A 15019-nucleotide genomic window follows, 5' to 3' on the forward strand; every position below is an offset into this window, starting at 1 on the left:
AGTCAGCGATTCTATGATTTGCATTATATTGCTGAAACTGCCGCGATTAGCTGCCATTTTTGCAATACATTGCAGAAACTACGTCGTTTCACTATGATACTTGCAATATATTGCAGGTTGTCATCATGAAGCTCACTGTCCAGGTACACGATAATGGCGAGTGGAAAGACGCGTTCTGGGTCAAATTCAACTACCCGGAAAACGGCCTGGCGAGCAGCACCAGTTATGGCTACGCGCCGCCCTATGTAGTCGATCACCTCGATGAGTCGCTGTCCCGCTTCGAGGGCGCGGTGAGCTACCGCTACCCCATCAGTTTCAACGACGACACCAAGACGCCAGCCCCCGCGTTCTTGCACGACATAGCGCCGGCCGGCGCTGCACGACAATCACTCTTGCGCCGCCTTGGCCCGGAAAAACCCGAAGGTCAGTCTGCCGACGTGTTTCTACTCGGGCGCTGCACGCCGGCACCCATCGGCAACCTGCGCATAAAAGAGTCTGCGGCCTACATCCAACAGTTCCCACCTGTGGGCTTTAGCCAGGCCGAGGTGATCGAGTTAAACACTGCGTTCGTTGAACACGCCTACGACCAGGGCGCTGCCATTGGCGGTGCAAGCGGCGCAGGTGGCGCTGCTCCCAAAATCTTGATGACCCAGGATGCCGAGGGGATGCTTCACCCCGATGCCTCCTTACCCGATGAAGACGCGAGGATGCACTGGTTCATCAAGTTCCCTAGAGGCAAAGCGACCCGCGAAGACATCGCCATTTTGCGCAGCGAATTTCTGTACTACCGGGCTATCAACCAGCTGGGGCTGGATACGATCAGCACCGAAGGCTTGTCGTATTTTGAAAGCGAACGCCCAAGCCTGTGGATGAAGCGCTTTGATAGAGAAATCCACGCGGACGGTGTTCGTCGGCTTGCTGTCGAATCGGTTTATTCGCTGGCGGGAGTGGTCACGCCCGGCCAGCACATGCAGCACGAACAGGTGGTGAAGATTCTGGCAGCCATGTGGACCTATGCCGGTCAGCAGGAAGAGATTCCAGCGCTTTTATCGGAGTATCTGCGCCGAGACTTACTCAACCGAATCCTCGGCAATACGGACAACCACGGCCGCAACACATCGGTGATACGCGAGAAGGGTCGGTTCCGCCTGGCACCTATCTACGATCTTGCGCCGATGGCCATGGACAGCGAAGTCATCACGCGCACCACTAAATGGAACGCGAGCATCGAGAGGGGCGGCCTAACGGACTGGGTAGGCGCCTGTATGGCTTTGAGTGAATACGCCGAGCCAGATGCATTGCTTGAGCAACTGAAAGCAGACGCCTCGCTTTTCATGAACCTGCCGGACATTCTCCAACCTGATTTGCCTGCCGAGGCGTGGCGGCATCCGGGCATCCATCTGGCCAGGCTTGAAGACCGCCTGACTGCCTGGGGGCTACTGTGAATATCAACGCAGGGCGCGTGGATGCGCCGCAGATCACCAAGGGTGACATGACCAACGAGGCGTTTATTCGCCATATCGAAGCCGAACTGTTGCACGGTCGCCTCAGCATGGGCCAAGCCGTCACGCTGCTAAGAACTGAAATAGCGACCTTGAACCGCAGCCAGTTCGCCAGGATGTGCAGAGTCTCTGCGAGGATGATCGCGTACATCGAAAACGATGAAGGCAATCAGACAGTGAAATCGCTTAACGCCGTGTTCAAGCCGTTTGGGCTGGAGCTTTGCCCGGTGCGTATCAAACGGACGGAGTAATAGGGGGCCGTATCTTTGATACGCCTGGGGCAGGTAGGTTTTCCACCTGCCTTACAACGTTTCCCCCACCCGCCGCATTACGCAAAGCTCTTGCACCGAATCAACCGTCGGCTTGACCAGCACGATGTCTTTGGCTCGGTTCGCCGGGTCCAGCAGCAAGTACGTATGCCCGCCCTCGAACAGCACCAGTGCGTGCTGATAAACAAACGCCAGAATCCCCTTGGCTAGGGTTTGCTCGGGGGCATGCGGGTCGAACGGTGTGGTCAGAATGCCGGGTTGCTCGCGGGCCAGGGCGCTGCCGTCGAAGTAATGATTGTCCTGTTCCAGACGGTACACCGTGCCGACCTGACCGCTGTTGTCGAGGTCGAACTGGGCCTGGTCGACCTCGCCACGGGTGGCCAGGGTGACATCGTTTTCCTCGCTCGGCCTGGTCACCTGGGTGGGCTGCCACACCGGGGTTTTGATGTCGGCCGGCACGCTCAGCGGGTAACGGGTGTTGGCTGCCACCAGGCGCTCGCACAGCGGTTTGACTTCCGCCTTGCTGCTCACCAGGCTGAGGGAGCCCAGCACGGGCCGGGCAGTGCCTTTGGTGGGGTATTCGTCGGTGTCGATGGGCGTGTCGGCGTTGAAGCTGATGTGTTTGCAACCTTCGCCGCTGGCCTGCCCGGGCGCATCGTTGAGTAGCGAGGAGTCAGCGGCGCTGGGCAGCACGCAGTAGTCGGTTCCGCCGGGTCGCACGGTCATGGTTTTAAGCAGCGGTTCATTGCAGGTTTCGGCGTAGGCCAGGCCGCTGATGGCCTTGCGTTGGTCGACCCATACGCTCAACCGCGTTTCCGGCGCGCCGCCACATCGGCCGTACGCTTGGGCCGGCGAGCCATTGCCGGTTTTTACCCGAATGGTCTGGCCGCTCGCCAGCGGGCAGTCGGCCCAGGCGCTGCTCAAGGTGCCGCGCCCTTGCAGGGTGTTGGCGAGAATGCTCATGGGCAGGTTGGGATCGGGGAACTGCAGTTGCACGTTGTCGGTATTGCAGGTGAGCAGCACCTGGTTGAAATACACCGCGCTGCCGATTTTCAGGCGCAGGGCGTAATCGTTGGCGCCGCCATCTTCATCGGGTGAGGCGGGCAGTTCGGCCAGACGTTGTTGATACTGCTTGAGCAGGCAGGCATTAAGGGCGTCGCCGACGCACGTCTGGTTGCGGCTTTTGAGCCATGCCCGTTGGGCATTGCTCAATTCGTCTTTCTTGCCGGGGTTGGCATCGAGAGCGGCGCGATAACGGCTGGCCAGTTGCATATCGGCTTCACCCAGCAGCGGGTCGGTGCAGACGGCGGTTTCTATCGGGCTGAGTTTGCCGCTGCAAAGAAAGCTGGGGGCCGCCTGGGCAGCGCAAGAAAGATGCGCCGCGGCCAGTACGGCGATCACTGCCAGACAGAGCTTCCTACTCATCGGTTTTGCGTCCTGTGGATAAGTTTTACCGGGGTGCTATGCACACGTTTGTGCACCCTATTTCGCCGCCCGCTGCCGATATTCCCCGGGCGTCAGCCCCGTCCAATTCCTGAACGCGCGAAAGAACACGCTCGGCTCTGAGTACCCCAACAACAATGCAATCTCCGCCGCGGGCAACTGGCCGTCGTCGAGGTAGCGTTCGGCCAACTGTTGACGGGTATCGCTAAGCAGTTGTTGGTAGCTGCTGCCTTCCTCGGCCAACCGACGTTGCAAGGTGCGTTCGCTGAGGTTCAGCGTGCGCGCGAGTTCTGCGCGGTCCGGTTCGCCGTGGGCCAGCTGCGCGCCGAGCAAGGTCACTACGCGGGCCACCAGGCCTTCACTGGGCAGGCGCGCCAGCAGGGCTTCGGCGTGTTGGCGCAGCAGGGTTTGCAGCGGCGGGTTGGCTTGTATCAGCGGCGCGGCACGCAGTTCCAGCGGCAGCACCAGGGCGTAATCGGCGCAGCCGAAAGCCAGCGGGCAATTGAAGGCGGCCTCGTAGGGCGTGAGGTCATCGGGCTGCGGATGGGCGAACTCGGCGCGCAGCAAACGGTAGTGGTGAACCAGCGGCGCCATCAGTTGAATCCAGAACACCATCAGCGCCAGTACCCGCGTACGGGTTACCGCAGCGTGCGGGTGGACCGGGCGGTAGAGCACACGCAGTTCATTGCCGTGCTCTTGCAGCTGCAATTCGCCGCCTTCGCCCACCAGCCGCTGATAGCGCAAGGCGGCAACCAAGGCATCGCCCAGGGTGGCGCTGCTTTGCAACAGATAGCCCAATACGCTGAACGGCCCGGGGGCCAGATTGGCGCCAATGGCGAGGCCCGGTTCGCTCAGCGCCATACGGCTGTGCAGTTCCTGCCATAGCTGCTCGTGGGCCTGAAAGGCGATGCGCCCGTCGGGGTCACTCAGTTGGCTTTCGTTCAGGCCGCTGGCCGCCAGCAGTTCAGCGCGCGGCACGCCCAGGCGCACGGCTGCGTGCAACACCCCTTGAGTGAGGCTGGCGCTGACGGAGGCATGGCGTGGATCGATGGCGTTGGGCATGGCGCAAGATTCTGCCCAAGCCGTCCGTTAAAAGACAGCGCTCAGCGCGCTGCCGGTTTTACCTCGTGCAGCGGCACATCGTTGGCTTGCTGCTCGGCGACTTCAGGGCGGTCGTCGTCAGCGTCGGCCATGGCGCCGTGCTCGTGGCTTTCCAGGGCGGCGTAGGCGCTGCTGCAGAACAGCGAGTTCAACCGCTTCATATCGGCAATCAGCTCCAAGTGCAGCGAGCTGGTTTCGATGCTTTGCACCACGTTGTGGTGCAGGCGGTGCACATGGGCGTGGGCCATCTGCCGTTCCTGCAGACGGAAGCGACGTTTTTCCCGCAGCAGTTGGCGGGCGCTGTGGGGGTCGCCGGAGAGGAAAACGCTCAGGCCCAGGCGCAGGTTGGCCATCAGCTGGCGGAGCATGTCGGTGAGCTCCTGCAGGCCGCTTTCGGAGAAGGAAAGCTGCTGCGCGGTCTTCTGGTTTTGCACTTTGCCGAGCATGCGTTCGATCAGGTCGGCGGCCTGTTGCAGATCCACGCTCAGCTCGATGATTTCTGCCCAGCGCCGGCGGTCGTGGTCGCCCAGCGCTTCGCCAGGTACCTGCGCGAGGTAGAGTTTTACCGCGCTGTAGAGGGCGTCTACATCGTCGCCCAGGCGGCGCAATTCCTTGGCGGCCAAGGGTTGCGGCCCGCGCAGAATTACCAGAAAGTGGTTGAGCATGGTTTCGACGATATCGCCGACGCGCAGGGTTTCGCGCACGGCGTTGTTCAGTGCCAGGCTTGGGGTGTCGAGGGCGGTCATGTCCAGGTGGCGAGGCTTGGCTACGCCGTTGTCCAGTTCGCGATCAGGCAGCAGCCAATTGCAGAAGCGCGCCATCACATTCACGGTGGGCAGCATCAGCAGGCAGCGGCTGGTGTTGTACGCCAGGTGGAAACCAATCACCAAGGTTTGCGGGCTGATTTTCAGGGAGCTGAGCCAGTGCACCAGCGGGTGGATAAACGGGCTGATCAGCAGCAAGCCGATAACCTTGTAGAGCAGGCTTCCGACGGCCACGCGGCGTCCGGCTTCGGTCTGCATGCTGCTGCTGAGCAGGGCCAGAATACCGCTGCCGATATTGGCGCCGATTACCAGGCCCAGGGCCACCGGCAGGCTGATAAGGCCGGCGCTGGCCATGGTGGCGGTAAGCAGTACGGCGGCCAGGCTAGAGTAGGAAATCAGGGCGAAGAGGGCGCCCACCAGGGCATCAAGCAGCACATCGCCGGTGAGTGACTGGAACAGCACCTTGATGCCGTGAGCTTCGGTGATAGGCAGCGCGGCGCTGACGATCAGCTCCAGCGCCAGCACGACCAGGCCCAGGCCGATGGCCACCCGCCCGAGTTGCCCGGCGCGGCTCTGTTTGCGCGAGAGAAAGAAGATCACGCCGAGGAAAATCAGTAGCGGCGACAGCCACGACAGATCCAGGGTCAGCACCCGCGCCATGAGCGCGGTGCCGATATCGGCGCCGAGCATGATGGTCAGTGCTGGCGTCAGCGCCATCAGGCCCTGGCCCACGAATGAGGTGACCAACAGCGCTGTGGCATTACTGCTCTGCACCAGCGCGGTCACGCCGATGCCCGAAGCGAAGGCCAGCGTTCGCGTGTTCATGTTGTGGCTGAGGATTTTGCGCAGTTGCGAGCCGTACACCCGAAGGATGCCGGTACGCACAATATGCGTGCCCCAAATCAGCAGGGCGACGGCCGAAAGCAGGTTGAGCAGGGTCAGCATAAGGCGGCCTCCCTGGCAGCGGTATATGAAGCTGGCGTGACACTAATGTGACAGGCGTGCAGTACGGGCATGGGACACGCGTGGCACCCGGTCGTTCGATTTTTTCTGGTCCTCCATGCCCTTAGCTTTAGTCGGCGAATGCCGCTGGCGCCAGTTTTTGCAGCGAGATTTGCCGGTCCCGAAGGCCCTGCCGAGCTGTTAACCTACGCCCCACTTTCGCCTGTGATTGCGCCCATGCTCACGCTCTACCACGCCCCCGATCTGGAAACCCTCGGCGAGTTGGCCACCACGCTGTTGGCCCAACCGCAGCGCGAGCCGTTTGCCCCGGCGTTGGTGGTAGTGCCAAGCCAGGGCATGGGCCGTTGGCTGACGTTGGAACTCGCCCGCAAGCAAGGCATTGCCATGCAGTTGGAAGTGCAACTGCCGGCCAAGTTTGTCTGGGAAGTCTCGCGCCTGGTGCTGGGGCAATTGCCGGAACAATCGGCTTTTTCCCCCACCACCCTGACCTGGCGCCTTTATGACTGGCTCTGCGAGCCCGGCAACCTCGAGCAAGCACCCCGTCTGGCCCAGTACCTGGAGGGCGGCGATGAGCGTCGGCGCCTGTCGCTGGGCGCGCGTATCAGCGACGTGTTCGACCAATACCTGCTGTACCGCGACGACTGGCTGGCCGCGTGGGAGCGCAACGAGCTGCTTGAGCTCGGTACCGACGAAGCCTGGCAAGCGCTGCTGTGGCGCGAGCTGACCCGCGACGGCCACCCGCACCGCGCGCGCCTGCTGGAAGATCTGCTGCGCCGCCTGCATGACGACACCCCCATTGCCGGCCTGCCCGAACGCCTGCTGGTGTTCGGCATTAGCAGCCTGCCGCCGCACCATATGCGTGTGCTCGAAGGCTTGGCGCGGCATGTGGAGGTGGTGATCTGCGCGCTGAACCCATGCCGCGAAGCCTGGGGCGATATCCGCGATGTACGTGAGCTGGCGCGTCAGCCAGTGATCGCCAGTGCCACGGCTGCCGATGATTGGTACCTCGACGTAGGCCATCCGCTGCTGGCCAGCCTTGGCAAACAGGGCCGCGACTTTTTTGATGCGCTGTTCAGCCTTAGCGCTCAGGAAATCGGCTTGTATTCCGAAGACGCCGACCTGCACGACAGCTCGCTGCTGCGCGCCCTGCAAAACGACATTCTGCGCCTGCGTACCCGCAAGCCCGAGGAGCGCCTGGCGCTGCGCGAAGACGACCGCTCGCTGGAAGTGCATATCGCCCATTCGCCGCTGCGCGAAGTGGAAATTCTGCACGACCAGTTGCTCGCCCGCTTTGCCGCCGACCCCTCGCTGACGCCCGATCAGGTGGTGGTGCTAACCCCCGATATCGAGCGTTACGCGCCCTATATCGAAGCGGTATTTGCCAGCCGCGACAGCCACGGCCGTGGCCCGCGTTCGCCGCGTATTCCCTTTAGCCTGGCCGACCGCAGCCTGCGCGCCGAGCTGCCGCTGATTGAAGCGTTCCTCGGTTTGTTGACCCTTGAACAAAGCCGCTTTGGTGCCGAAGAAATCCTCACCTGGCTCGAGCAACCCTCCATCGCTCGCCGCGCCGGCATTGAAAACGAAGACCTGCCATTGCTGCGCGATTGGCTGCGTGAAGCCGGTGTGCGCTGGGGCCGCGATGCCGAACACCGCGAGCAGCTGGGCTTGCCCAGTGACGCCGCGTTTACCTGGCGTCAGGGCCTGGACCGCTTGCTGCTGGGCTTTGCCGCGCCGCCGCAACTGGCCGGTGATGCCGCGCCGCTGTTGGGCGACACCTGGCCGCTGGACGCGCTGGAAGGCGCGCGGGCGCAATTGCTCGGGCGCCTGGCCGGCTTTGTGCAACGCCTGGCGTCCCTGGCCGAAGACCTGCAACGGCCCCGTTCACTGGCCGCCTGGGCGGACACCTTGCAAGCCTTGATCGACAGCCTGTTCGACGAGCGTGAAGCCGGCGACACCTTGCTGCTGCTCAGCCAGGCCTGCGCCGCGCTGCGCGACCAGGCGACAGCCGCCGGCATCGAACGCCCGTTGGAACTGGCGCTGGTGCGCCAGCAACTGAGCACGGCGCTGGAGCAGGGCAGTGGGGCCTCGGGTTTTCTGACCGGCGCCGTCACCTTCTGCACCATGGTGCCCATGCGCAGCCTGCCGTTCCGTCTGGTGTGTCTGCTGGGGCTGGACGACGGCGCTTTGCCGCGCCGGACCCCGGCCGCCGGTTTCGATTTGATCAGCCAGCACGCGCGCCGTGGCGACCGCGCGCGGCGCCTGGACGACCGTTACCTGCTGCTGGAAATTCTGCTGTCAGCCCGTGATGCGCTGTACCTGAGCTACGTGGGCCGAGACCCGCGCAACAACGCCGAACTGCCGCCCTCGGTGTTGATCAGCGAGGTGATGGAATCGGTCGACCTCACCGCGGTTGTGCCCGATGGCTCGGTATCGGCCAGCAAGCACCTGACCATCTCCCACCCGCTGCAACCCTTCGCCCCCGGCAACTTTGCCAGCGGCGCGCAGCGCAGTTACGCCGCCTCGTGGTTTCGCGCGGCGCAGCGGCTCAGCGAGCCGCCGCAAACCACGCCGGCCGCCTTCGCCGGGCGCCTGCCGGAGCCGGATGCCGATTGGCTGCATATCGAGCCCTCGCAACTGCTGCAATGCTTTCGCCACCCCGCGCGTTTTCTGCTGGAGCAGCGCCTGGGCCTGCGCCTGGCCGACAGCGATGAAGCGCTGGCCAGCGACGAGCCATTTGCCCTGGAAGGACCGGCCTGGCGTGGCTTGCGCCAGCTGGCGCTGGAAGCAGTGGAGCGCGAGTGGTCGCTGGAGCAGGAACGCAATATCGCCCGCGCCGCCGGCTGGCTGCCCACCGGCGAACTGGGCCAGGCGCTCTGGGGCAAGCTGCGCGGCCCGGTGCGCGCCTTTGCACCCCGGCTTTTCGAAGCGCGTCCCGAAGAACAGCCGCAACCGCTGCTGGTGGATGTGCAACTGGCCGGCGTGCATATCCACGGCTGGCTCGACGGCGTGACCAGCAGCGGCTTGTTCGAATGGCGCCTGAATGCACCGAGCGCCTGGGACTTGCCGTCGTTCTGGCTGCGGCATCTGCTGCTTAACTTGAGCGCCACCCCAGGCATCGCCCGCGAAAGCCTGCTGATTTCCCCGGCGCAAGACTGGCAGCTCGGGCTCCTGGTCAATCCACGGGAACTGCTGCTGCCCTGGCTTGAGGCCTACCGCGAAGCGCTGTGCGAACCGCTGGCGCTGATGCTCAAAAGCAGCTACGGCTTTGCCGAAGGGCTACTCAAGCCCGGCCGCAAAGAACCCATCGAAGCCGCTCGCTTTAAAGCCAAGGTCGCCTGGGAAGGCGCCGACTTCAGCCCGCTGCCCGGCGAGTCGCAAGACCCCTGGTACGCCCTGGCCTTTCGCGACCGCGAAGTGCTCGGCGAGCGCTTTGAAGCGCTGGCCCAGCAACTGATTCTGCCGGCCCTGCAGGCACTGGCGCCGGCTGCGGAGGATGAGGAATGAGTTTGGATCTGCACACCTCCTCCTTCGCCGGCCGCTCGCTGATCGAGGCCAGCGCCGGTACAGGTAAAACCTGGACGCTGACCGCGCTTTACGCGCGCCTGTTGCTGGAGCGCAAGCTAAGCGTCGGGCAGATTCTGGTGGTCACCTACACCACGGCGGCCACCGCCGAGTTGCGCGAGCGTATCCGTGCGCGTCTGGCCGAGTTGTTGGCGGTGTATGAGGGCACGCCCAGTGCTGACAGTTTCCTCACGCGCCTGCATGCCGAGAACCCCGGCGAAGAGGCGCGGCGCCGCCTGTTGTTGGCGGTGCATGGTTTTGATGAGGCGGCCATTTTCACCATTCACGGCTTTTGCCAGCGCGCGCTGCAAGACGCGGCCTTCGAGGCTGGCGGCGATTTTGATAGCGAGCTGGCCAGCGATGACCGTGAGGTACTGGATGCGTTGCTGACCGATGCCTGGCGCCATGAGTTGGCAGCAGCAGACCCGGCATGGGCGCGCTTTCTGGCGAAGAAGAAAATTACCCCCGGCGTGCTTCGCCAACGCCTGCGCCCGCACCTGGGCAAGCCGTATTTGCGCATTGAACCGCGCGTTGATGTAGCCACGCAGGCCTCGGACGAACTGGCCGCCGCCAGCCAGGCCTGGAGCGACGCCGCCGCCTTGTGGCGCCGCAGCGGCTATGGCTGGGTGGAGCAGTTGCAGGAGCATGGCGGGCTCAGCCAGAGCACCCACAAACTGCCGAAATTCCCGTTGTGGTCGGCCGAGCTGGACAGCTATTTCGCCGACCCGGCGGCCTTGTTCGAAGTGCCCACGGGCCTGGAAAAATTCACCGCCAGTGCGCTGCACAAGGCCACTAAAAAAGGCCACGACGCCCCCAGCAGCGCCATCGCCGATGCCTTTGATACGCTGCTGCTGGCGATTGCCGATGCCCTGCCGGCCGGCGAGCAGCGGCTGATCGCCTTGCAGGTGCGCCTGCTCGATACACTCAACACCGAGCTGCCCGCGCGCAAAGCCGCACAACGCATGCTGGCGTTCGATGACTTGCTTAATCGCCTGAACGAAGCCCTGCACGGCCCGGCCGGTGATGCGCTGGCGCTGACCTTGCGCACGCGTTATCCCCTGGCCCTGATCGACGAATTCCAGGACACCGATCCGGTGCAGTACCAGATCTTTGATCGGGTGTATCAGGACGGCAGCGACCTGTGTTTTGTCGGCGACCCCAAGCAGGCGATCTATGCCTTTCGCGGAGCAGATCTGGCGACCTACCTGAAAGCCCGCGAGGCGGCCGAGCGACGTTATGACCTACCGTTCAACTACCGCTCCACGGCCGAGCTGATTGCTGCGTTAAATCTGTTGTTCGCCCGGCCGCAACCATTTGCCGTCGAGGGCCTGGACTACCCGCCGGTAAAGGCCGGGGTGAAGGCGCGTTCGCAACTGGTGCTGCCGCCGGGCAACGAGGCGCCGCTGGCGCTGGTGTGGCTGGGTGACGAGCCCTTGAACAAGGGCCGCGCCGATACCCTGGTGGCGCTGGATACCGCGCAACGCATTGCTACGTTGCTGGCGGCCAGTGCGCAAGGCCAGGCGTATTTCGAGAAAGATGGCGAACGCACTGCGCTCAAGGGCGGCGATATTGCGGTGCTGGTGTCCAACCACCGCCAGGCCTCGGAAGTGGCCGAGCAACTGGTGGCCCGCGGTGTGCCGAGTGTGCGCCGCGGCAACCAGAGCGTGTGGCACAGCGAAGAAGCGGCCGAGCTGGCGGCGGTGCTGGCGGCCTACGCCGAACCGGGCCGCGAGGGCGTGTTGCGCTACGCGTTGTCCACCCGCTTGCTTGGCCGCGACGCGCAGCAACTGGCGCGCTGTCAGGACGATGAACGCGCCTGGGACCGCGAGCGCGAAGACGCGGAGCTGTATCACCAACTCTGGCAACAGCACGGGTTTATGCGCGCCTTCCGCGTCTGGCTGGATCAGGAGCAAGTGGCTGAGCGGCTGTTGGCGGCGGCCGATGGCGAACGCCGTCTGACTAATCTTTTGCACCTGGCCGAGTTGCTGCAAACCGAGAGTCAGCAACGTCCGGGCCTGGAGCCGCTGCTCGCCTGGCTGAATGCGCAACGCGGCAGCGAGGGCGCCAGTGAAGACGCGTTGCTGCGCCTGGAAAGCGATGCTGAGCGGGTGCAGATCGTCACCATCCACACCAGTAAGGGCCTGGAATATCCCTTGGTGTTCTGCCCGTACTTGTGGAACGGCCGCTTGCTCGGTCAACACAAAGACAGCGCCAACTGCCATGACGACGATGGTCAGCCGTTGCTGGATATGGGCAGTGAACACCTCGAAGCGCACCTGCAACGCGCCCGCGAAGAAGTGTTCGCCGAGCAGCTGCGCCTGGCCTACGTGGCGCTGACCCGAGCCCGTGATCGACTGTGGTTGCACTGGGGCCCGGTGGCTGTGCCGGCGCCAGTTAAGAAGACCGGCTTGCTGCCCGAAGAAGGGCTGCACAGCAGTGCGCTGGCGTGGCTGTTACATGGTCGCGAGCTGGCCGGAGCCGACGCCCTGGCCGAGCTGGCGCAGCACCTGAATGAACGCAGCGGCGCCGAGTTGGCGACTGAAGTCGATGCCTTGGTGGCGATCAGCGGCGGTACCTTTGCGCGCGTGCCGCTGCTCAACAGCGAAGCCAACGCGGCTGGCGAACAACGCGCACCGGCGCCACAGCAACTGGGCCAGTTTGACCGCAGTCTGCATAGCGCGTGGCGCATCGGCAGCTTCTCTGGCCTGTCCGCTGGCATGCATATGGAAGCGCCGGATCGCGACAACCTGAGCATCCCCGATGCCAGTGACCCGGGCCTGGGCTTTTTCGCCTTTCCCCGTGGCGCGCGCGCCGGTACGTGTTTGCACGCGGTGCTGGAGGAGTGGGCGCGCGGTAAAGGTGAGTTGCCGGTGTTGGTGGAAGAAGCACTGACCGACCATGGCCTGCCACGGGACTGGACGGAACTTGCCGCCGCGCATTTGCAACTGGTGCTGGACAGCGATCTGAACGGCCAGGGCCTGACCCTGGCCAGCCTGGTGTCGGCGCGGCGGTTGCCGGAGCTGGGCTTTACCTTTCCGGTGGCCAACCTGGATGTGCAGCGCCTGCGCGCCATTCTGGCCGACCCGCAACACGGCCTGGCGGCACCCATGCGCGAGGCGGCACAACGCCTGGAGTTCGACAGCCTCAAAGGCTTTCTCAAGGGCTTTATCGACCTGACGTTCGAGCACCAAGGGCGTTGGTATATCGCCGACTACAAGTCCAACTGGCTCGGCCCGGACGCCAGCTACTACAGCGGCGAGCGCCTGTTGCAAGCCCTGGCCGGCGAGCATTACTACCTGCAATACCTGATTTACCTGGTGGCCCTGCGGCGCTTTCTGCGCCAGCGCCTGGCCGACTTTACCTACGACCAATTGGGCGGCGCGTATTACCTGTTTTTGCGCGGCATGCCGAGCGCCGGGGTTTATTTCTCGCGGCCGGCCGACAGCCTGTTGGATGCCCTCGATCACCTGTTTAACGAGGAGCAGCCATGAGCCTTGCCGATATGCCCCTCGGCCCGTTGGAGCGTGCGTTTGTCGCCAGCTTGCAGCGGTTGGATGAAAGCGCCAGCGAGCCTGTGTTGGTGGCGGCGGCGCTCACCTGCGGGGCATTGGTCAATGGCGATGTGTGTGTGCTGCTGCGGCGCTGGGCCGGGCAGCGGGCCTGGCCGGAAGTCGGCGGCGGCATTGTGCTGCCCAAACTTGAGGAGTGGACCGCGCTGTTGCAGGCCTCTTCGCTGGTCGGCGCGCCGGGCGCGTTTGCACCGCTGATTCTCGATGGCGAGCGCCTGTATCTGGCCCGTTATCACCATTACGAAACCCAGTTGGCCGAGCAGTTGCTGGCCCGTGGCAGTGCCAACCCCGAGGTGGATGAAACCTTGCTTGCCGACGGCCTGGCGCGGCTGTTTGCGCGCAACACCCAGGCCGGGCCGGACTGGCAGCGCCTGGCCGCCGCACAAGCGGTGCGGCGTAACCTGGCGGTGATTTCCGGCGGCCCTGGCACCGGCAAAACCACCACGGTGGTGCGCCTGCTGGCCGCCTTGCTGGAGCAACCCGGCGGCGAGCGGCTGGCCATCGGCTTGGCCGCACCTACAGGCAAAGCGGCCGCGCGGATGGCCGAGGCCATTCGTAATGCCAAGGCCGAGCTACCGGTGAGCGAGGCCATCAAGGCGGCCTTGCCGGAAGAAGCTCGCACTTTGCACCGCTTGCTCGGCAGCCGTGGCGACAGCCCCAAGGTTCGCCATCACGCCGCCAGCCCGTTGCCACTGGATGTGTTGGTGGTGGATGAAGCGTCCATGGTCGACCTGGCGCTGATGGCCAAATTGCTCGATGCCTTGCCGACCAACGCGCGGTTGATTCTGCTGGGCGACAAAGACCAACTCTCAGCCGTGGAAGCCGGCGCCGTGTTTGCCGAGCTGTGTGAAGGCCGCGGCTTTACGCCGCAAACGGCAGCGGCGTTGCAGCGCCTTACCGGGCAGCCGGTTGAGGCGCAGGCACCCCGTTCGCGCCTCGGTGATGCCGTGGTGCTGCTCACCCACAGCCACCGCTTTGCCGGGGATAGCGGCATTGGCGAATTGGCGCGGCGCATCAATGGCGGCGATGCAGCCGGCACGTTAAACCTGTTGAAAGAAGACCGCACGGATCTGACCTGGCAAGCGGCGCCCACCCCCAATGCGTTGCTGGATCGGCTGGAGCAGGGTTACGCGCCTTACTTGGCGGCGGCCCGCAGTGGCGATGTGGCAGCGACCTTCAAAGCCTTCAACGGCTTTCGTGCCCTGACCGCGCAGCGCCAAGGCGCGTGGGGCGTGGAGGGAATAAACGAGGCACTGGAAGCACGCATCAAACGGCGCTTCAGCTTGCCGAGCCGCGAACGCTGGTACCCAGGCCGGGCGATCATGGTGCGGCAGAATGACTACGCGCTGGGGCTGTTCAACGGCGATATCGGCATCTGTCTGGCCAGCGAGAATGGCCTGCGGGTGTTCTTCGAAAGTGCCGGGGAAAGCGAACCGACCTTCCGGCCGTTTTCGCCGGCACGTCTGCCCAGCCATGACAGCGCGTTCGCCATGACGGTGCACAAAAGCCAGGGTTCGGAGTTCAGCGAAGTGCTGCTGGCGCTGCCGGATACGGCGAGCCCATTGCTGACCCGCTCGCTGTTTTACACCGGCATTACCCGCGCCAAGCACAAGGTGGAAATCTGGGCCTTGCCGGCGCGCTTGGCCGAGGCGGTCAATACCCGGGCCGAGCGGGCGGCGGGGTTGGCAGAGCGGTTGAAGGTGCAGGGGCTTGTGGTGCCGGTGGATCCCACGCCAGCTCCAGCTGCCTCGCCCCAGGGCGATCAGGATCAGTTGAGCCTGTTCTAAGTATGCCGTCATTCCCGCGTAGGGCGGGCCGGCGATTCGGAATCCAGGTTCGGTGATTGG

General features: G+C 64.1%; 8 protein-coding genes. 5 read left to right on the top strand and 3 right to left on the bottom strand.

Annotation, left to right across the window (positions count from 1 at the left end; all coding sequences use genetic code 11):
* Positions 1–125: 125 nt before the first annotated feature.
* Together PKE98_RS02505 and PKE98_RS02510 are read left to right on the top strand one after the other, a co-directional pair.
* A complete protein-coding gene (locus tag PKE98_RS02505) occupies positions 126–1445 on the top strand; it encodes a type II toxin-antitoxin system HipA family toxin (RefSeq protein WP_309298738.1) in 1320 nt (439 codons plus the stop codon).
* The gene (locus PKE98_RS02510) at positions 1442–1753 is read left to right on the top strand and encodes a helix-turn-helix domain-containing protein (protein ID WP_271193691.1); all 312 of its coding nucleotides are present in this window, start codon (positions 1442–1444) and stop codon (positions 1751–1753) included. Before PKE98_RS02505 ends, PKE98_RS02510 begins: the two co-directional genes overlap by 4 nt.
* A 51-nt stretch (positions 1754–1804) precedes the next feature.
* Here the strand turns inward: PKE98_RS02510 and PKE98_RS02515 are convergent, their stop codons facing one another.
* Genes PKE98_RS02515 through PKE98_RS02525 form a run of 3 tightly spaced genes read right to left on the bottom strand, consistent with a single transcriptional unit; the run spans position 1805 to position 6024 of the window.
* Entirely contained in the window at positions 1805–3196 is a 1392-nt protein-coding gene (locus PKE98_RS02515) for a lysozyme inhibitor LprI family protein (RefSeq protein ID WP_271193692.1), read from the bottom strand.
* A gap of 57 nt (positions 3197–3253) precedes the next feature.
* A complete protein-coding gene (locus PKE98_RS02520; protein WP_271193693.1) occupies positions 3254–4276 on the bottom strand; it encodes an AraC family transcriptional regulator in 1023 nt (340 codons plus the stop codon).
* A gap of 41 nt (positions 4277–4317) precedes the next feature.
* On the bottom strand, positions 4318–6024 hold the full coding sequence (locus PKE98_RS02525) for a Na/Pi cotransporter family protein (RefSeq protein WP_271193694.1): 1707 nt from the start codon (positions 6022–6024) through the stop codon (positions 4318–4320).
* Positions 6025–6258: 234 nt separating this feature from the next.
* Here PKE98_RS02525 and recC point away from each other — a divergent pair, with 234 nt between their 5' ends.
* Genes recC through recD form a run of 3 tightly spaced genes read left to right on the top strand, consistent with a single transcriptional unit; the run spans position 6259 to position 14959 of the window.
* Complete coding sequence (gene recC / locus PKE98_RS02530; protein ID WP_271193695.1) at positions 6259–9546, top strand: exodeoxyribonuclease V subunit gamma; 3288 nt, start codon at positions 6259–6261, stop codon at positions 9544–9546.
* Positions 9543–13094 (top strand): exodeoxyribonuclease V subunit beta, encoded by a 3552-nt coding sequence (gene recB, locus PKE98_RS02535; RefSeq protein WP_271193696.1) that lies wholly within the window; start codon positions 9543–9545, stop codon positions 13092–13094. Before recC ends, recB begins: the two co-directional genes overlap by 4 nt.
* Positions 13091–14959, top strand: coding sequence for an exodeoxyribonuclease V subunit alpha (gene recD, locus PKE98_RS02540; RefSeq protein ID WP_271193697.1), 1869 nt, complete (start codon positions 13091–13093; stop codon positions 14957–14959). The genes recB and recD overlap by 4 nt, the downstream gene beginning before the upstream one ends.
* Positions 14960–15019: the final 60 nt, after the last annotated feature.

It is taken from the genome of Pseudomonas turukhanskensis, from assembly GCF_027922365.1.
In the GTDB taxonomy this organism is placed as follows: Bacteria; Pseudomonadota; Gammaproteobacteria; order Pseudomonadales; family Pseudomonadaceae; genus Aquipseudomonas; species Aquipseudomonas turukhanskensis.